This is a genomic window from Ruminococcus sp. MCC718 (assembly GCF_018783905.1).
Taxonomy (GTDB): Bacteria; Bacillota; Clostridia; order Lachnospirales; family Lachnospiraceae; genus Hominisplanchenecus; species Hominisplanchenecus faecis.
The window spans coordinates 1-20,922 of record NZ_WQNP01000082.1 but is presented as its reverse complement, the minus strand read 5'-3'; the positions used below and the strand labels follow the sequence as shown (position 1 = coordinate 20,922).

Sequence of the window (20,922 nt, the reverse complement as noted above, 5' to 3'; positions counted from 1 at the left end):
CCACTGCTTTTTTAATAAAAATAAAACTGCGCCACAGCCTTGGCAGGCCATCGCGCAGCGATTTTGTTCAATCGGGATTTTCTGTGCTTCTCCTTCCCCTTCTACCTGTACTTCCAGATCCGTTTCCATGCTTCCCTGCCCATAAGAAGGTCTTGCAAGAAACGTAATTTCTTTTGCTTCTCCCGTAAAAACGGCTGCCAGAAAACAAAGTCCTGTGCCCCAGAATAGAATCATCATTACTTTTGCAATTCTTCTTGCGGTAAATTCAAAAGCGTCTTTTTCCTTTGCCGAATTTTCGACAAACTGCAGTGTCTGTTCCAGTTTCTGATATTTTACATCTTCTTTCTTTACCATTTTTGATGCGATCCATTTTCCGATTTTATAAAACGGCTGCATCATCTTTTCTTCATATCTCAATCGCTACAATCTTCCTTCCCATCAAAAAAGCAAACACATAAACACCAAGGCAGATACTCATCACTGCAATCCCCGCCGGATTCTGATACATCACATCTAAAAATCCCGGTGAAGCCAGTCCCACATAGGCAATCAGCAGACATGGAATCAGACTCATAATGTTCTGCTCCATTTTCTTTGCTGAAAGACAGATCTCAATTTCCTGTCTGGTTTCTTCCTTCTGCGATACAGAGGCAGTCGTGCTGCGTATGATGGCGATCAGATCGCCTCCGGTTCTTCTCGCTGTCTCAAATACCTCAGAAAAAATCTCAATATCTTCCACTCCGCTGCGTTGTGCCAGATCAGAAAGCAGCTCCTCCATCGTCCGGTTCAGCAAAATTCCCACACGAATCCTGCGAAATTCCTGTAAAACCGGTTCTTTTTCACTGTACAATTTCTGAAGTTCTTCATATGCCTGCGTAAATGCATTTTCAACCGAATATCCCGCCGTCAGGGCGGTAGAAACACACCGCATCCCGACCAGAAATCCCCGCTCCAGCTGTTTTCTTCTTTTCTTTGCCAGTTCTCTTCTGACTTCTCTGAAAAAGAAACAGATGCCCGGCAGAAAAACCACGGCTGTAAGCACAGAACGGTAAAATAAAAGACTGATCAGAACATCTGCCAGAATATACACCGCCGCATACCTGAACATTTCCTTTTTTGTTATCTGATAAACTTTATAATCCATACAAACCCCTTTTAAACCTGCTTTCTCTGCTTATTTACGTTCAGGTCAAACGACCGTGAACCTGGCACACAATTCCTGCACGTATCAGTTTCTGCATATGGAACAGCTCCTCTTTTTTATGTAATTTTCCCACGACACGCCCTTCTTTTTGCTTTCCATCTTCCAGAAATTCATACAGCACCGAAGTTACTATTTCTCCGGATTCATAATCATAACCGGTGATCTCACGAATCTCCAGGACACGCCTGCTCTTATCCCGCAGTCTCCCCAGATGGATCAGTATATCGATTCCGGATGCAATCTGTCTGCGTACCGCGGACAATGGCATCTCAAGCCCCATCAGAACCATTGTCTCCAGCCGGACCAGCATATCCGACGGACTGTTCCCGTGACCGGTACTGAGTGATCCGTCCATACCCGTATTCATCGCCTGAAGCATATCAACGACTTCATCGCCCCGCACCTCTCCGACAATAATCCTGCTTGGTCTCATTCGCAGACTGCTCTTGATCAGATCCCGGATCGTAACTGCATGTTTTCCTTCGGTATTTTCTTTTCTTGCTTCGAGACGAACCAGATTTTCCACGCCCTGTATCTGTAATTCTGCGTTATCTTCAATCGTGATGATCCGCTCGTCTTTTGGAATATAATCCGAAAGTGCATTGAGGAACGTTGTTTTCCCGGAACCGGTTCCGCCGCAGATAAAAATGTTGTATCCGGCACACACAAGTTGTTTCAAAAAGTCCGCTACCTCTTTTGAAACACTCCCAAGCTCGATCAGACGCTCCATCGTGATCGGCTCTTTCGGAAAACGCCGTATCGTAATGATCGGTCCATTGACAGCCACCGGCGGCAGTACAATATTTACACGATCTCCGTTTTCCAGTCTGGCATCCGTGATCGGAATCGCCTCATTGACAATGCGGTTGCATTTTCCTGCAATCTGCTGCACAACGTCTTCCAGTTTTGTTTTCGAAACAAAACGGTGCTCCCAGCAGCGTATTCTGCCTTCTCTCTCCACAAAAATGCCGTCTGTTCCATTCACCATGATCTCTGTCACACTCTCATCTTCCAGAAGTTCCTGCAAAATATCAAGTCGGCGGATCCCGTTAAACAGTTGCTGCCTGAGCGTGATTTTCTCTGACAGCGGCATATACTGCCCTTTTGCTTCCTCCCAGATCAGCTTATCAATTTCCACAAGGATTTCCTCATCCGATATTTCTTCCGTATGATCCAGTTTCTCGTTTAAAAGGGCATACAGTTTTTCCTGTTTCTGTTCCATTCCCTCCACAATGCATCACCCGCTTTCTTTGCGTATTAACTGTCTTACATAATCTCCAAGTTCACTCCAGATCAGCTGCTCCACATAATGTTCCTTTTTACCGAAACTGCTGTGAAACGGCAGCTTCAGTTTTATGGTTTTCCCAAGAACTTCTTCATATTCTCTTGCAACCATGACCTTTTCATACTGAGCAATTTTTGTCACAGCCATGCTGTCCTCTCTGACCGGCATATAGATTTTTCCACAGCGATTCAGAAGTTCCGGAAGGTTATCCACCTGTTCTCCAAAATCCAGGAGGATAACTTCATACGAACTGTAGGAGCAGAGATCTTCGATCAGTCCCAGCCATTCGCTGCACTTGATACTCCGCAGATCAAACGGGGAAAAGGCGGGCGGAATATAGTCCAGATTGTTGATCGTCTGCACAAGTCCTCCAAGTTTACTGATCAGATTGCCTTTCCCACTTCCGGAGAAATACATCAGATCACTGATATCCCCGTCAAACTGTCGGTTCATTAATACATCAAAACCGGCATATTCTTCCAGATTCAGATAAAGGACCGCTTTTGTACTTGCCAGAAGCTGTCCGAGTGTCAGTGCAAAAGAAGTCTTACCGGTGCGTTTGACCGGCGAATAAATACCGGTCACTTCCACTTCCGGCTTGAAAAGTGCAGCTGCCGGTGCTTCCTTTACTCTCGCATAAGAATCCATGACCTCCGCAATCAGACTGTCCGCCGGCTGATATTTATAAACTGCGGAATATTCCGACAGTTCGCAGATCTGCTCTCCTTCGGAAAGAACCATAACTTTGCGGATCTGCAGTTCCCTGACCTGTTCACACAATAATTTCCCTGAAATCAGCAGAATCTCTATTGTTTTCTCTTTCGCACACGCACAGAGACTTTCCACTCCGGTAAACGCCTGCACCTCAAACTCTTCTCCCTTCCGGCTGTGAACATATTCCATAAGATTATAAATATACATACTTTCCGAATCACAGATTGCAAAAACAGCCTTACTCACTTCAATAAACACCTCCTGCACAAAGTAAAATCCCACCTAAAATAGCAATTGCAAAATGAAACCTTCCATCCTGATCCTTTTCATTCAGATATGGCTCCCAGACACCATTCTGCTGCTTTTGAATATAAGAACAAAAGTACAGCAGCCTTGTCTTTAGATTTCTTCTTTTGAGCAATACAAAAATCGACAACACCGCCCCGACAAATAACGAAGCAATCATACAATATACCGCCCTCTGCGGTCCCAGAAATCCTCCGACAACCGCCCAAAGTTTCATATCTCCCGCACCCATCATGCGAAAATAATAAATCCCGGCACCAAGCACCACAGGAATGCACGCACCTCCAAGAAACAGAAGCAATCCCACAGCTTTCGCCTGCCTGATCTGGAAACAACAGCCAAAAATAAGCCCGATTACAATAAGCTCATTTGGAATCTTCCCCTTTCTCAAGTCAAAAAAGACTGCAAACAAACCAATCGGAATCAGAAAAAAGCATTGGTTTATTTTCACGATCCACCTTCTTTCGTTTTTTCAAGTCGAACGCACGTGAGACTTGGCACGCGATTCTGGTCAGCTTTGCTGACATTTACCCAACAGAATCGCTGTGCATCCTCGCGGAGCGTTTATCTTAGTCGGAGATTGCACTCCCACTAAGACAAATTTGTTGCTCGCCACTTATAGGAGTCTTCTCCGACTAAGATAAAAACAGGCGTTTTCTTCAACTAAGACAAAATAAAATTCCTAAGTATCCGAAAACAAATTTCACTTTTTCAATTAAATGATGTGGGTGTCAAAAGTTCCCAACTATGATGCCTACGGATTGTTCCGTGCGTTGCACTCCCACAATCCTTTCTACGCTCCGCTCCGGTCGGTGCTAAACATGTGCCACTGGCACATAGCACCCCAGTATTCGCATATCGTGGGATTATCATCCCACTTTTATGCTCATATCGGGGCGGGTCCCAAGGTCTTTCATCCACCTATGAGCAAGCTCATGTGGATTTAGACCTTTTGACCCTGGCATCATTAAATAATGTTGAAATATTTGACCGAACCGGTCTGATTAAATGATTTTAGAAATTCACATCTATGATACATCAAATGTGAACTGGCTCCCGCCTCGACAGACGGCAAGCAACAAGTTTGTATCAATGGTGGGATTCGATCTCCCAACCGATGAATGTATTATATATCTTTTGTATTTGGATGTCTATAGTAAGTAACTATATTTTTTAACTTTGTGAGATTTTTACAAAACCTTTTTACAAAAACTGACACCCCTCAATTCCATACAATAAAAGCACCCCCGGAACGCCCAGAACTCCGGTTGTTGTCACGCTAATCACATTGCAGCCAACCTTAAGATCCACTCCTGCATTGTCAAAAACCTGATTTAAGAAAAAAACACATGCCATCCCAATAATTATCCGTACCAGAAAACGAGAAATATACTTCATAAAAGCACCCTGTCCTTTTTCTAAATTGTATGAACTCTACTGACAATTCAGTACAGATTGCAGCAAGAAAGTCCTGAATATAAAAAGTATTATACTTTACTCCGGTATTCTTATGATATGAAAAGATGCCAGACAAATTGCTTTGTACTTTTTACTTCCACAATTCTCTGGCACCTTCTTATTTTTTCAGATCAGAATTTAAAGATTGCAATTCCGTATGCCGGCAGATCGTATGCAAAAGAGTATTCTCTTCCGTCACATTCACTCTTCACTGCCTTGTATACAACCGGACGCTCCGTTGTATTTCCGCCAAATTCTGCTGCATCTCCATCCAGCACGAGGCGATACTGTTTTCTTTTTGGTACACCGACGCGATAATCCGGTCTTGCTACCGGTGTAAAGTTGATCACAAAGAGCAGATTGCTCTTACCGTCTTTGGAATGACGCACAAAGCTGAAAATGCTTCGGTCGGCATCATCTGCATTGATCCATTCAAATCCGCATGGATCCTGATCTGCATCATAAAGTGCCGGTGTCTTTTTATAGAGATGAAGCAGTGCTTTGACGTAATTCTGCATCTGCTGATGTTTGTCTTCTGCAAGCAGATACCAGTCAAGTTCTCTTGCTTCGCTCCACTCCTGAAGCTGTGCAAACTCCTGTCCCATAAACAACAGTTTTTTGCCCGGATGACCAAGCATGTATGCATAGCCGGCACGTAAGTTTGCAAACTTATCATCGTAGAGTCCCGGCATCTTATTGATCATCGAACATTTCAGATGAACTACTTCGTCATGTGAGAGTACCAGTATGTATTTTTCTGCATAAGCATACGTCATGGAGAACGTCATTTTATTATGATTCCATTTGCGGAAATACGGATCTAATTTCATATATTCCAGGAAATCGTTCATCCATCCCATGTTCCATTTATGGGAGAATCCAAGTCCGTCCTCTTCCGGTTTTCCGGTAACTTTCGGCCATGCTGTGGATTCCTCTGCGATCATCATTGCTCCATGATTTCTGCCCAGCACAACGCTGTTCAGATGTTTGAAAAACTCGATCGCTTCCAGATTTTTATTTCCGCCGTAAATATTCGGGGTCCACTGACCGTTTTCTCTTCCATAATCCAGATAAAGAATGGATGCCACCGCATCGACACGCAGTCCGTCGATATGGAAATGCTCAACCCAGTAAAGTGCATTGGCGATCAGGAAATTCTTGACTTCGCTCTTGCCAAAATCAAAAACTTTTGTTCCCCATTCCGGATGCTCGCCCTTTTTTGGATCCGCATACTCGTAAACACATCCACCGTCAAATTCTTCCAGTCCGTGTGCATCTCGCGGAAAATGTGCCGGTACCCAGTCAAGGATAACACCGATTTTCTGTTTATGCAGATAATTTACCATATAAGCAAAATCTTCCGGCGTACCATATCTGGAAGTCGGTGCATAATATCCAGTTACCTGATAACCCCAGGAGCCATCAAACGGATGCTCCGCAATCCCCATCAGCTCTACATGCGTATAACCCATTTCCTTCACATATTCTGCAAGTGATTTTGCAAGCTCTCTGTAATTATAGAATCCATCCTCGTCCTCTCCATGCGGATGTTTCTTCCAGGAACCCGGATGTACTTCATAAATAGAAACCGGAAGGCTGTCATTATCTCTCTGCTTTCTTGCTTCCATCCACGCCGCATCACTCCATCTGAGTTTCGTGATATCTGTGATCCTGGATGCGGTTCCCGGACGCTGCTCTGCATAATTTGCAAACGGATCGGCTTTGTAAAGTCCTCTGCCATCTTTTGTTTTGATGAAGAATTTATAGAGCATACCCACTTTTGCTCCGACTACAAAACCTTCATAGATACCGGACGGCTCAAGGCGTGTCATCGGATTTGCCTCTTCTCTCCAGCCGTTAAATTCACCGATCACGCTGACAGTAGCTGCATTCGGTGCCCAGACTGCAAAATAAACACCTTTTTTGCCATTCATCACTGCTTCATGTGCACCCATTTTTTTATAAATATCATAATGCGTTCCCATACTGAACAGATACTGATCCAGTTCTCCGATACGGAAATCTTCCTTTGCTGCAGCCTTTGTTCTCGTTGTTCTTTTCGCTGCTGTTTTTGCTGTTGTTTTTGTTGCTGTTCTCTTTGTTGTATTTGCTGCCGTTTTCCCGGCTGTCTTTCTTACCTTTCTTTCTGCCATAACTACCTCCGACTTTTTCTATACATTTCAACCATAAATTGATATCAGAATCACAAAATGCCATACTGATCCTTTTGAACTGGCATCATTTTTTTCTGAATACTTTACTTTCACATGCATCCAGATGAACCTGGAGTCTGCCATCCACCACCGGCACTGCTTCTTTTGTGAACGCATTTTCATAAGTTCCGTCCACTGGAATCGGGATGCTCATATCCGCCGGATTCTCATCGTTATTCGCTGCCACAACGATGGCATCCTGATCTTTGATTCTTGCATAAGCATACTGTCTGTTTGTCAGTACCAGCTCTCTGTATTTTCCATCTGCCAGAACCGGATTTTCTTTTCTCATCTTTCCAAGTGCCGCAATATGTGCTGTCAGCTCTGGATGCGGATTCTCTTTCTGCATTTTTTCAAGGTCAAGCTGCGGACGCATGGCATCATCTGAGGCACCCTGCTTTCTTCCTTCAATGCCCCACTCGGAGCCATAATAAATAGATGGAATGCCCGGCAGCGTGTAGAGCAGTGTATAAACCTCGCGGATATGATCTTTGTTGTTTAACTTGCTCATCAGACGGTCCACATCGTGGTTATCTACAAAAGAATACAAAGTACGTCCTCTGTAAATACCGCCGTTGTCATCAAACTGACGGCGGATCGTATGGGCGATCTCAAAATAATTATGATCATTGTGTCCCGAATACAGACCTTTGTGAAGCTCATAATTCGTTGTGGAATGAAGCATTTCGTCATTTACCCATCTCGCATAATCGCCGTGGATCACTTCACCCATCAGCCAGAAATCCTCTTTCCACTGACCGGTGCGGTAACGCATTTCTTTCATAAAATCAAACGTCAGACAGTCAGCACAGTCCAGACGGATACCGTCAATGTCAAACTCCGTGATCCAGAAATGAATCACATCAAACAGATAATCACGGACTGCCTGCTCGTAAAGATTTAAATTGACCAGCTCAAAACAGTTTCTCCATGCTTCATAACCAAATCCATCGTTATATGGAGAATTCCAGCCAAAATTCACTCCTTTATACCAGCTGCAGTACGGAGAATGTTCTCTGTTTTTCTGGATATCCTGAAATGCAAAAAACTCTCTTCCGGTATGATTGAAAACACCGTCCACAACCACGCGGATCCCATTTTCATGTGCCAGTCTGACAAATTCTTTGAAATCTTCATTATCCCCAAGTCTTCTGTCTACTTTTTTGTAATCTTTTGTATCATAACCATGTGTAGAAGATTCAAACAGCGGTCCGATATAGATCGCTGTAACTCCGATCTCCTTTAAATGGTCGATCCACGGAAACAGCTCCCGCAAGCGATGCACGGTCTCCGGTTCTTTGTTTTCCTTTGGTGCCCCCGTCATACCCAGCGGATACATATGATAAAAAACTGCTTCGTTATACCACTTTCCCATTTGCAAATACCTCCATCTTAACTGTAAATACCGTACATAAACTGCTTTACAAGTGCCCGCTTTTTCTCCTCTGAAATCTGCTGCGGTCTGCCTTCCCGGTCGCATGCCAGCAGAATATAATGATTGATCAGACCGATAAATCCAATCGCAAACTGCTCTTGCCTTCCGTTCATATTTCCAAGCTCATGCTCCGCCGCATCAAAGAAATGTACGATCTGCGAATAGAACCTTTTCACAAGCGGCTTTACCGCCCGGTACGCTTCATTCTCCTTCGCAGAATAAAACATCGCCATCAGAAGTGCATAGACTTTATAATTTCTCATCGCATAATCTAAAAATGCAGAAGCAATATTGTAAAGCGTCGCTCCGACATCCCCTTCGTAAAAAGATGCCCGCTCCAGTTCTTCATTCAGAACAGTAAAATGTTTCGTCAGCAAAGTCTCCAAAAGACCATATTTGCTGCCAAAATAGTAGTACAACGTAGGTTTTGTAATCCCCGCTTTCTGAGCAATCTCCTGTACGCCAACGGCATCGTAACCCTTGGCATAAAACAGCTCCAGTGCACACTGCAAAATACGTTCTCTATTGTCCATAAATCCTGTCCTTTACTCCTGTTTACGGTTGCTTTCTTCATTATACCGTTCGGTATATAAAGTGTCAAGGAATATCCCGCTAACTTCATAATAAGACAGTCCGGTTTCCCGGCAGATTCTTGCGACTTCTTCGTACTCCGGATAAATCCTTTTCCCATCCGGCAGATCGCATACTTTTACTTTCATTTTGCCAAACGGCGTGTCGATCTCTGCCGCTTCTCTTTTTAAGATACTTCGTTCCATGTACATTCTGCGGATGCCGATCGTTGTCGTTCCCTGAAAAATAAGTTTCTCCAGCTTTTCCGCATCTTCTTTTTTACAGATCACATTTACCTGATATGCCGGGCGATTTTTTTTCATATAAACCGGCGTATAATGAACATCCTTCGCCCCCGCCTGCATCAGACGCTCCATCAGAAATCCGAGTGCCTCGCCGCTGCAGTCATCAATATTTGTCTCCAGTTTACAGATCTCATCTTTTTCCATCCAGCTCTTTTCATTCTCGCTTTCCAGAATCATTGCACGCAGAATACCGGCACAGGCGTATTCTCGTTTTCCTGCACCAAGACCTGTTTTTTCGATGAAAAATGACTCCGGAAGTTTATCAGAAGTACGGATCGCCGCCACGATCGCTGCACCAGTCGGCGTAACCAGCTCACCTTCTATCTGCGTAAGTTTCAGTTTCAGATGATTGGCCTGTACGATATTTGTCACCGCCGGAACCGGGATCGGCAGAATGCCGTGCTGACAGCGGACCGTACCTCTTCCTTCGCAAAGTTCTGTCACAATTACCTGATCGATATCCAGATTATCCAGGCAGACCGCCACCGAGAGAATATCTACGATTGAATCTACAGCACCGACTTCATGAAAATACACCTGATTTCTTGGCACGCCATGTGCTTTTGCTTCTGCATCCGCCAGAACCGAAAAAATATCCGTCGCTGTTTTTTTCGCACGTTCCGTCAGGCTGCTGCTCTCAATAATCTGCAGAATATCCACAAAACTTCTGTGCTCATGTATATACTCTGCATCATGGTTATGCACATCATGCCCATGCATATGCTCCGTAGCATGATTATGTGCATGAGTATGACCATGCAGATATTCCATATCATGATCATGATTTTCATGTTCCTTATCAAGAACCACATCAAAGTCGCACGCATCCAGACCGGATTTTTTTACCCTGGAAATGCGGATATCAAATCCCTGTACCGAAAGGCTTGCAAGAGCTTTTTTCAGAACCTGCTGATCTGCTCCAAGATCCAGAAGTGCTGCTACCGTCATATCTCCGCTGATACCGCTTTCACACTCCAGATATAACGTTTTACCCATTCGCCTTCACCCCCAGTCTGTTGATCTGCGTTGCCATATAACCTGCTCCGTAACCATTGTCAATATTTACCACCGCAATTCCGTTTGCACAGGAATTTATCATCGTCAGAAGTGCAGAAAGTCCGCCAAGATTTGCACCATAACCGACGGAAGTCGGCACAGCGATCACCGGCTTGTCCACCAGCCCGCCAAGCACGCTTGCCAGTGCACCTTCCATACCCGCAACGGCAACAACACAGTTTGCACTCTGAATTGCCTCCAGATTTCCAAGCAGTCTGTGGATGCCGCTCACGCCCACGTCATAAACCCTCGTCACTTTCGTTCCAAAATATTCTGCCGTCTGTGCAGCCTCTTCCGCTACGGCAATATCTGCCGTTCCTGCAGTGCAGACTGCGATATTTCCGATATGCTCTTTATCCTTTTTTTCAATTTTTATGATATGGGAAATCGGATCATATTCTACCTGCGGATATTTTTCACGCAATATTTCGTACTGATGCTGTGTTGCTCGCGTTCCGAAAACCTGTCCATCTGCCTTGTATAAACGTTCAAAAATATGAAGCAGATGTTCATCTGCTTTTCCGGCACAGTAGATCACTTCCGCAAAACCGGATCGCACCTTGCGATGCATATCCAGTTTCGCATAGCCCATCTCTTCAAACGGCTCCCTGCGGAGAAATCCTTCCGCTTCTTCCACAGACATCGCCCCGTTTTTTACTTTTTCCAGAATTTCCTGTATTTCCACAAAAACACACCCCGCTTTATACTGTCTTCTCAAGACACACAAGCTGCACGCTCGGAATGCCGTTAAACACGCAAGGCACAATATCCGCCTCCCAGTATCCAAGCCGTGCATACAACTTTCTCGCAGCCTGGTTTTTCGCATTCGTATCCATACGCAGATACGGACAGTTATGTTCCTTTGCATAATCCTCATAAAACTTCACAAACGCACTTCCATATCCTTTTCCGGACTGCCCCGGATCTACGACCAACGTATGCAGAACCATAACCTGTTCCGGCAAAATATCCTGATATTTCCAGTTTGCATCAGCATACTCCGACACCTGAACCTGGTTGATCCTCGCTGCTGCCACAATCCTTCCGGCATCCGTCATAACAAACAGATCGTCATTTTTCACCGCTTCTTTTGCGGTATTTTCCGTCGGATAAACGCCGCGTATCCAGCCGATCACCGCTCTGCCTTCCTCTTCCTCCGTTAAAATATGATCATAAATTGCCGCAACCTGTGCAATATCTTCTTTTGTTCCTCTGCGAATTTCCAACATTTTCTGTCCTCTCTGTCTACTCAGAAACCAAAATCTTCATAATCCTCTTTCAAGAATCGATGATAAATAATATGGCATCCTTCATCTTTAAAACAATAATAATATGGATCGTCCGGTTTATCTTCAAAACGGATCAGAATATCAAATTCTCCATTGTTCATATTTTCTGTAATAATATTATCAGAATACTTATGAAACAAATTCAGAATATCATCCATCTTGCATCCATGTTTCTGAAGCAACTCGATCAGGCTTTTAATAAATTCATTTTCCTTCATATTATTATGGACGTACTCGCTGCCTTCCTCCGGAATGTGGAAGCAAAATCGCTCCGCTTTGTGTGTCGCAACAACCTCTCCCAGCTTCTCTGTGATCACCACCGGAAGGTGGTTCAGACGCTCCTGCATCTGATCTGCATCATCACTCGTACCAAAAAAATGATTCAAAGAGCTGAGCGGATAATACAGGCGAATTTTTTCTTTTCGAAATCCCAGTTTCGCATGGTCTTCCTTGATCACATCAATCAGATTCTTTAACAGTTTTTTGTATCCTTCATTTCCCGGAAACTGATACAGATTCAATCCAACACCGTCCTTATCATAAAAACGTTCCACTTTTCCATTGACTGTGCGGATTGTGATTTCAGCCGTCGCCGAAATCCGACACTCATTGAGATGACCGCCTTTGACATTCATCTTCTCATCGCAGAGATTAATGTGAATATGAAGATAAGTTTTACCATCCATCGTGGAAACATTTCCCGTCAGAGCCGTGATCTCCATCGGTCCGTTCAGTTCCGTTTTATGGTAAACCTGTTCCCCGACATTATACAGACCGATCACCGCATGGTCTGCCGCACCGATACCCTCAATCGTTGCCAGTGTGATCTTTTCCCTGTCGCAAATCTTTGTCAGAGACTCTACGATCTCCTCGCCACGATCCAGACGAACAACATATGCATCATCAAATTTCATGTATTCCATATCTATATCAGCCTTTCCTTTTTTTGTCCCCATAATACCACGAAAGAAGCAGGGATTGCAAATTTTTATAATCCATTTCATCCACTTACATAAAAATGATATGGATGTCAAAAGTCCCCAACTATGATGCCTACGGATTGTTCCGTGCGTTGCACTCCCACAATCCTGGCATCATAAAAATACAGAAGATTATGAAATTTTGTTTTCATAATCTCCTGCATCTTCTCTTTATACTTCTATTCGAATTTGATTATAATGTGCAGCCTACCGGATCTTAATCGTTACAGATTTCTTCTTTCCGCTTCCATCCGTTGCCATTGCGGTGATCTTCACTTTCTTTCCTTTTGCATTTTTCTTTGCCTTTACTTTTCCGTTTTTCACCGTAGCAAATTTTTGATTGCTGCTTTTCCAAAAAAGTCTGGTATTAGCCTTCTTTGTGGCTTTTACTTTCGCTTTCAGCTTAATGCTCTTTCCTGCTTTGACGGTTTTCTTTCCGGAAATCGTAACTTTTTTCACAACACCTTTCATACCGGTGATTGTATAAACTGCCTTTTTGCCGCTTCCATCTGCTGCCTTCGCAGTGATCGTTACTTTCTTTCCGCCGCTGCCTTTTTTCATTGTGACAATACCATTTGCATTTACGGTGGCAGCTTTCGGATTGCTGGAAGTCCATACCAGTGTTTTGTTTGTCGCATTTGCCGGCGAAATATTTGCCTTCAGTGCGATTTTCTTTCCTGCTGCAATCTTATTTGAAATTCCGCTGATCTTAATGCTGCCAATCAGTATACTCTTTGAAGAATCTGTACCCGGTCTTGGATTTGGACTCGGATCTGGTTCCTGATCTTGGCTACCCGGATTTACAATATAAAATGTACTACTCAATAATCCTTCATAATCACCAATTCCATGAACACCGGCCCAGGCTTCGCCAATTTCTACATTATCATCCAGAAAAACTTCGTAATCCACACCTTCTTTCAGGATTTTTCCATCTGCATCTTCTACCGAAACTCTCGGAATCACCGCATTTCCAGTATAACGAAGATCGCCGAATACATACATTCTTCCATTTTCGATATTTTTCTTTGTGTTCTTCTTTTTGTAGATAAATGTCCAGGAATCTTCGTCACCTGCCGTTACCGTCATCTGTGCTTTTTCCGGTGTATAACCGCTCACATCCGGTGCATCCAGCGTCTGGGAACTTCCAAACAAAGCACGGACTGTTGATGCTTCTGCCAGATCATCTCCCGCTTCATCTTTGTAATATACTGTATAGTCTTTTTCTTCCGGTGTGATTCCTGCTTCATAGGTTGTTTCTGCAGAGTCATACTGTACTGCAACCGTCGCATTTTCGGCTGTTTTTTCTTTAAAATAAGCATAATAGCCAGATGTAACTTCTTCACTTGTACCATCTTCCCAGGTAACATTCAGCGTAAGTCCGGTCGTATCGATTTCTTTCTCTGAAGAGCCATACTGCTGTTTATCCGCCGGTGCTGCCACTTCCACAGAAACTGCCCTGCGGATACGTTCCTCTGCCATGATGCCATTTGTCTCTGCATACTGCCATGCTGTACCGTTTTCACTGCACCATAATGTCAGATTTGCATTATCTCCAAATGCGGAATCTCCAATCTCTGTAACACTGTCCGGCACCTCTACACCTGTCAGAGAATCACAGCCTGCAAATGCATCTGAACCGATTGTTTCCAGCCCATTTCCTGATACAACCATATCAAGTGAACTGCAGTTTTCAAATGCCTGACTGCCGATTTCCGTCACCGTATCCGGCAGGAATACAGCGTGGATTTTATCCTCATTCCGGAATGCCTGCGGATCGATACCCACAACGGTACGTCCATTGATCGTCTCTGGAATGCAGAGCAGATCCTGTGTATCACTCAGTGCCCTTGTCATACGTCTGGAAGCATCTTTTGTCTTTTTGCCATTTAAGCTCACGATCCATACGTGATTGTTTTCATCGGTGCGATACTCGAAATTCGCCGCTTCTGTTCGGTTCATATTTCTTCTGCAGGTTGCGATAAAATTGTCATACCGCATTTTCTGTGAATACAGACTGATACATTGATCCAGCCATTTTTTCTTATATTTTACAGCTGCATTTTCCCCTGATTTTTCCGCAAGCTCACTGCATTTATTTGCCATCTGAAGCAGCGAAGCTTCATAGGCTTCATATGCAAACTGATATTCTTTTCGAAGTTTTTTACCTGCTGTTTTTCCGGTCTTCTGATAATTTTGTGCAATCTCAGCGTATTTATTGTTCAGTCCGACACTCAGTGAATTGCAAAGCGACATACTGTAAGCAATCCGCACCAGCTCATCATAGTCTGCAAGCTTTATTTGTTTGCTGATACGTGAATAGAACAGTTTTCCGACTGTAAGTGCACCGCCGACATCAATGCCGGAAAGCGGATCAAACAGCTTTGCCATGTCTGTAACTCCCTTTTTCACAAGGGCTTCCGCAATTTCTTCAAAGTACTTATCTACAATAAATTCCTGAATCGCTACTTCCGATGATGCCCAGTATTTCTGCAGTTTTCCCTTTAATTTCTTCAGTCCCTTATAGGCTGTAGAATCCGGTGCTGCACTGTTCAAAAGCTGATTGACCGTTTCCATTTCCAGATTCGCCATAATGCAGATCGTTGTGCCAACCTGGACTGCCGAAGTTGCAATTCCAACCTTTTTAAAGATGCCGTCAATCTTTGACCAGTTTCCTTTTACCTGTTCAAAAATAGTTTTTGCCTGTTCGGTGGTAAGTGCATCTCCCTTTTCCAGTTTAGCAAGTTCCCACTGTACGCTGGTATCCATTGGCTTCTTTGCCGCTGTAACAAGCTTATAAAATTTAGAAACATTCTTTACTTTACCGCAAACGTTATCCACTACATTTTTTAATGTATCATCCTGTTCATCAATCTGACGGATCAGTTCAATCGCCACTTCCTCTTCTAACTTATCCTCTTCCCATCGTTTTCCGGTAATTGCTTCCAGAATCTGTTTCGTCGAACGCACGATCACATCACCGGACAATGTCTTAATAACAGAAAACAGCTCATCATTATCCGTACGTGCCGCCAGAACATCCGCAGCCGCATCATACAGCGTTCTGTGCATCGTTTTGTATGCCTGGTTATCTCTCAGATAGTGGTGATATTTTCCAAACAGATCATCCAAACTATACGGATTTTGTGCCATGTCCTCCGCCAAACCCGTGAAATCATACAGATAGCAGCCACCGTCCTGTTTCATCATTGCAAAATCAGCTTCTACATACGTCCATTCAAAATCATAATTTCCCGACAGCAGTTCTTTCCCTGTCTGGTCGATAATTTTACAATCATCATACCACTCTCCCACTTTTGCAATTCCATTATGCATATTTCCGGCAAGATTAAACTGCTCCGCAATCTGCAGGTTTCCATCCTCGTCACAGTAACCCCACTCTCTTGTTCCTTCTGTTCGAACACGAATCAATGTATCCGCATTATAATTCGAACCATCTATATATTTTTTCAGTAATACGCCTTTATGATCATAAACTTGATATTGTCCGTAGTCCACAGAATCCCCGATACTGAAAACAAAATTTCCATTTTTCGTAACGGACACATCACTGTCTCGATAATAAAGATCTTCCTCAAGATCCAACTGTGCAATCTTTTGAAAGGATGCGTTATAAAAAGCATTTTTATTCCTTATAAAAAAGACAAGTTCAGAACCAACCAGACTTTCTTTCACCGAACCGAAACTTTCTTCATCCAAATCAATTCCAAGCATATCCCAACCGGAAAAAGTCCGATCCAACGTATTAAACAATGCCACTTTGTTCCCTTTTTGCAAGCTCACCACATGACTGCTATGATCCTTTGGGATGCTCCAGGAATCTATGTTCATCTCGTTTAAAACTATTTTTTTGCTGATTGTATCATAAATCAGCACATTCGTATCTTCTTTCCCATAAGTTCCATATCTGAGATAAAGCAGATTATCCCTTACTTCCAGACCATAAACCACCTTATTATCTCCAAGTTCATACACCGGATCCGAGTTTGCATCAATCAGAGTGCATTTTACCGTATGGTCCTCCATCACCGGATTATAGGTTGGATCCACATCTGCACATTCTCTTTCCACTGCATATCCGCCCTTCATGATAATCGGTTCTACATCTTTTCCAAATCCTGTATTATCATTTGTCCCGATCATTCCCCCGTCATACGAAATACGCTTACCATTGTACTGTAAATAGTTGTCCAAATACTTAACAAAATGCTTTTTTCCATTTCCATCAAATCCTACCAAATAACAGCCATCTTCTGAAAAATTTTCGATAATATCCCAGAAAACGTTAATATAAACTGTACAGTTCGGATTATTACAATAATCATTATTATAAATCTGGTTCTTATCTATAACCTGACCATTTTTCATAAGAATCTGCTTACCCTCATCGTACATTCCTAAACCATTTGATTTGAGAAAACATCCATCCCCCAATGAATATATCCTGCTTCCTGTAAAACCTGTCAGCAGTTCACCGGTATTTATATCCATGACTGCTGTTTCCTCATCCACATTTTTTACGCATATCCTTGAACCACTGGTATTGCTTGTAATACTTCTGTATTTACATACTCCATCCCAGAGTCCTTTTGAATCCACAATACCATATAAATTTTTGTCAGAATTTTCATCCCGCTTCATCGCCTGGAAAAACTTATCATCCGACTCGCGTATCGATTCATCCGAAAAATCCGTATTAAACGCATTTCTATCAATATCGTCATACTCCGCTTCGTACAGGATTGTTGCATCACTCTTAAGCATTCCCACTTTTCCGTCTTTTACAAATCGATAAACATCTGTCACAGCTCCCTCGCCATCTCTATAAGGTTCCGGCTGCTCATCCAGATCATATTCAAAATATTTCCCGGTTGTCGCATTGTAGATGTCATATTTTGGAGTCTGCGTCTGTGGTTTCTTAATATAATACAGGCGATCACCCTTATACGAAAGTCTCCAGATTGCATCCACAGAACTATACGACGTCGTTCTCTCCCAGTCGTCATAAATATGCTCATTTTCATCCCAGTCTGTATCCGTACCCGAAACTACAAAAGTCTGGACTATTCCACTCTTTCCAATCAGATAAACATTGTCATCGTACTGTGTCTTCTTTGCACGCACAACAACCAGTCCCGGATAATCTGCAACAACCTTTGCATTTTCCGTGTCCGTGATCTGAACATGCCAGCCTTTTACACTTTCATCTTTAATATCATTGTTTGCCTCCTTAATCGTAAACGGAAGCGTCTCCTTCGTCTGCTGCTCCTTCACAGGCTGCGTCTCCGCCGCAAAAACAACCGGCGAACTCGTAAGCAGCATTGCTGCACTCAGCAGCGTACATAAAATTCTTTTTTTCATGTGAACCTCCTTTTTTACTTTTCATTTCCTGTGAAATCAAAACAATTTCACAAGTTTCCCTTTTTCCTATCATCACACTCAGTATAACAAAATTACCATTCTTCGATACTGCAAGTATGATGCTTTTCACTATCATAACTAATCCCGACTAAGAGAATCTTACTTTCATATCCCGATAACGCACCCTGGTATCGTTTCTCTTTTATCTGCCTGATTGCAGTATCTGCTGATTGGTTATATTTTAATTCCACAATCATTGCCGGGCGATTCCCAGCATTTGCCCTTGGCAAAAAAACAAAATCAGCAAATCCTTTTCCGGCCGGCATTTCCCGAATAATAGTATAATATGCCGGTGCAGTAAAATACGCCATTGTAAGCACACAGCTTAAAGAGTTCTCATCGTTGTACTTTAATATAGAAGTATACGTATCATGTGCAAGCTCGATAAGTTCAGCTACTTTCTCAGTGTTACCACTAATCGTTGCCATAAGTAATGTATCACATTTGGAAATCGACGCAGCAACATCTTTCCATTCTCCTGTTTTTAACGCGGATTGAAACGCCTTAGCCACTTCATAATTTGGAATATAGGCACTTAAAATATCTGCATCATATCCAAGATATCCAAGATGAATGAGAGCAGTTAACGCATCATCTTTTGAATGAATTTCTGCCAGATCATTTTGGAAACATTCCGTATCCACCATGACTTTTCCTCCGGATAGCATTGTAAGGACATCCTCTTTCAATCCTGAATAATTCATCATAATAAAGTTATTAATTGTGCCAAAAGCAGAGGTATTTCGCCAATAGGAATCAAAATCATGATATTTCATCGCCTGTGATACGGAATTTGGATTATACATGTGCATTCCATCGATCAGATATCCATTGTACCATTCTTTTGTAGTTTCAAAATCCATATCATATCTTTTACATAAAGCCTTAACTTCTTCTTCGGTAAAGCCATAGTATTTCGTAATCGGTCTGGATTTTAGCATAGTATATTCTTCAAAGTTGTTTAAAGCCGATTCATCCTTTATTTTCTTAATTGGCATGATACCTGTGATGTATCCAAGTGCCAAAAAAGATTTTGATTCTTCTGACTTAAACAAAGAATGGAGAAACTGTAAATATTGATGGATCAAATCCTGATCCGTACTGTTTCGTACCACACAATCCCATTCATCAATGATAATCACAAAAGGAATCCCTGTTTTTTCGTATATTTTTATGAGTACATAACTGATACGATCCCGTTCATTAAATTCCTCCGGGTAATCCATTTTCAATTCTTTAAAAATATCTTCTATTATCTTTTCTACAATATCCTTTTTATGAAAATCCCAAAAGGACGAAATATCCAAATGGATTACATTGTACTTATTTCTGTATTTTTCATAATCTGGATCTGATGCAATCTTTGTACCTTTAAACAATTTTGCAGAATCACTACCAAGACTATAATAAGCGTCAATCATCCCCGCAGCATGTGACTTTCCAAAGCGTCTGGCATGGCTGACAGCAATACAATTTCCAGGTGTTCCAATGGCTCTGTTCAAGTATTTTAGTAATTCTGTTTTATCCACATATATTTCATAATTTCTATCTTTGGTAAAACTCCCATTTCCGGGATTAAAAAAAATACCCATCGTACCCCTCCTTTTACCTTACATTTCCCTTTAAAACTAAAATCCTTTCACAAGTTTCCTTTTTCTATCATCACACTCAGTATAACGAGAATTTACAGACTGCACAAGCTTTCTTTTTCGCACATTTTGCCAAAAACAAAAGCGACCATCTGATGTAACAGTTGATCGCCTTTGTTTTATTGTGAAAAATATTTTATCAAATTTACATTCTGCTTTTTATTCCGAATGATCCTCTATAAATTTTTCTAAACTCGGAATTGCTTCGATATCCTTTAATACCTTCTCTACTTCTGATTTTTCCTGTTCCAGATCACTTATTTCTCATTTTTCAATAAAGAGAGACCTTTTAATCTAAGATGTGATTATATTTTTCACTTGCATAATTGGTATTTTTCTGATAGAATAGTAAATCAAAATAAAAACGGTTATTTATATTGGAAACGCACATCCTCCGGATGATAACGAACAACACGTAGCTCATTATCAAAAGGAGGATATTTTTATGCCAAAAACTAAATTTGAAGACGCAATTTACACAATTATCATGGCTACCATTATGGTCTACGGAATGATCGTATACAATGTAGCTCTGAATACCGGTGGTGTATCCGGTCAGACCTTTCTGCTGGCTACCCATGAAATGATCATTATGGTTCCGGTTGCCTTCGTCCTGGAATTTTTCATTGTCGGAAAAATTGCTCAGAAGCTCGCATTCACCGTAATGAAACCTACCGATCGTCCACAGTTCATCACCTATGCCATTTCTATCTGCATCTGCTGCATTATGTGTCCGATCATGAGCCTGGTTGCCACCATTCTCTTTAAAGACCAGCACACATTCGGCACCTGGATCCAGACCTGGGCCATGAACTTCCCGATGGCAATCTGCTGGCAGATGTTCTACTGCGGACCGCTGGTGACATCCTCCCCCACCTATAGAGGTGGGGGCTTCCCTAACCTCGGCGGGTTTGGTTCTCGTTCGATAGTACCAATGTGCTAAGCATAAGCGAGCTAACCCCGTGTGTCCCACGGTTTCTATTCTATTGAGTTTCTGTCATGCAATTACTAACCGC

16 protein-coding genes are annotated in these 20,922 nt (G+C 42.5%); 1 reads left to right on the top strand and 15 read right to left on the bottom strand.

From position 1 onward, the window contains the following. From GPK60_RS08185 to GPK60_RS08110, 15 genes are all read right to left on the bottom strand, one after another. A partial coding sequence (locus GPK60_RS08185) for a hypothetical protein (protein ID WP_215659261.1) occupies nt 1-417 on the bottom strand: 417 nt, incomplete at its 3' end. Then, nucleotides 407-1,144, bottom strand: a complete 738-nt coding sequence (locus GPK60_RS08180; RefSeq protein WP_022118575.1) for a type II secretion system F family protein — start codon at nt 1,142-1,144, stop codon at nt 407-409. The genes GPK60_RS08185 and GPK60_RS08180, both read right to left, overlap by 11 nt. A 40-nt stretch (nt 1,145-1,184) precedes the next feature. Next, nucleotides 1,185-2,426: a CpaF family protein gene (locus GPK60_RS08175; protein WP_215659259.1), complete on the bottom strand. Its 1,242-nt coding sequence runs from the start codon at nt 2,424-2,426 to the stop codon at nt 1,185-1,187. 15 nt (nt 2,427-2,441) lie between these two features. After that, the gene (locus GPK60_RS08170) at nt 2,442-3,449 is read right to left on the bottom strand and encodes a hypothetical protein (RefSeq protein WP_173867011.1); all 1,008 of its coding nucleotides are present in this window, start codon (nt 3,447-3,449) and stop codon (nt 2,442-2,444) included. Nucleotide 3,450: 1 nt separating this feature from the next. Next, on the bottom strand, nt 3,451-3,960 hold the full coding sequence (locus GPK60_RS08165) for a prepilin peptidase (protein WP_215659257.1): 510 nt from the start codon (nt 3,958-3,960) through the stop codon (nt 3,451-3,453). Nucleotides 3,961-4,712: 752 nt separating this feature from the next. Then, nucleotides 4,713-4,907 carry a pro-sigmaK processing inhibitor BofA family protein gene (locus GPK60_RS08160; protein WP_022119168.1) on the bottom strand — a complete coding sequence of 65 codons (195 nt, stop codon included), beginning with the start codon at nt 4,905-4,907 and terminating at the stop codon, nt 4,713-4,715. 191 nt (nt 4,908-5,098) lie between these two features. Beyond that, nucleotides 5,099-7,120 (bottom strand): 1,4-alpha-glucan branching protein GlgB, encoded by a 2,022-nt coding sequence (glgB, locus tag GPK60_RS08155; protein WP_215659255.1) that lies wholly within the window; start codon nt 7,118-7,120, stop codon nt 5,099-5,101. Nucleotides 7,121-7,205: 85 nt separating this feature from the next. Continuing rightward, the gene (locus GPK60_RS08150; RefSeq protein WP_215659253.1) at nt 7,206-8,555 is read right to left on the bottom strand and encodes an alpha-amylase family glycosyl hydrolase; all 1,350 of its coding nucleotides are present in this window, start codon (nt 8,553-8,555) and stop codon (nt 7,206-7,208) included. A gap of 17 nt (nt 8,556-8,572) precedes the next feature. After that, nucleotides 8,573-9,148 (bottom strand): TetR/AcrR family transcriptional regulator, encoded by a 576-nt coding sequence (locus tag GPK60_RS08145; protein ID WP_215659251.1) that lies wholly within the window; start codon nt 9,146-9,148, stop codon nt 8,573-8,575. Between the two features lie 12 nt (nt 9,149-9,160). After that, nucleotides 9,161-10,486, bottom strand: a complete 1,326-nt coding sequence (gene larC, locus GPK60_RS08140; protein ID WP_215659250.1) for a nickel pincer cofactor biosynthesis protein LarC — start codon at nt 10,484-10,486, stop codon at nt 9,161-9,163. Then, nucleotides 10,479-11,231, bottom strand: coding sequence for a nickel pincer cofactor biosynthesis protein LarB (gene larB / locus GPK60_RS08135; RefSeq protein WP_022119173.1), 753 nt, complete (start codon nt 11,229-11,231; stop codon nt 10,479-10,481). The genes larC and larB overlap by 8 nt, the downstream gene beginning before the upstream one ends. Before the next feature lie 16 nt (nt 11,232-11,247). After that, nucleotides 11,248-11,775 (bottom strand): GNAT family N-acetyltransferase, encoded by a 528-nt coding sequence (locus tag GPK60_RS08130; RefSeq protein ID WP_215659249.1) that lies wholly within the window; start codon nt 11,773-11,775, stop codon nt 11,248-11,250. A gap of 20 nt (nt 11,776-11,795) precedes the next feature. Continuing rightward, entirely contained in the window at nt 11,796-12,758 is a 963-nt protein-coding gene (locus GPK60_RS15660; protein WP_346727739.1) for a DUF3877 family protein, read from the bottom strand. Nucleotides 12,759-13,022: 264 nt separating this feature from the next. Further along, complete coding sequence (locus tag GPK60_RS08115; RefSeq protein ID WP_215659248.1) at nt 13,023-18,197, bottom strand: leucine-rich repeat protein; 5,175 nt, start codon at nt 18,195-18,197, stop codon at nt 13,023-13,025. Nucleotides 18,198-18,289: 92 nt separating this feature from the next. Next, a complete protein-coding gene (locus GPK60_RS08110) occupies nt 18,290-19,849 on the bottom strand; it encodes an AAA family ATPase (RefSeq protein WP_215659247.1) in 1,560 nt (519 codons plus the stop codon). Nucleotides 19,850-20,351: 502 nt separating this feature from the next. Here GPK60_RS08110 and GPK60_RS08105 point away from each other — a divergent pair. Then, complete coding sequence (locus tag GPK60_RS08105; protein WP_252191336.1) at nt 20,352-20,849, top strand: DUF2798 domain-containing protein; 498 nt, start codon at nt 20,352-20,354, stop codon at nt 20,847-20,849. Nucleotides 20,850-20,922: the final 73 nt, after the last annotated feature.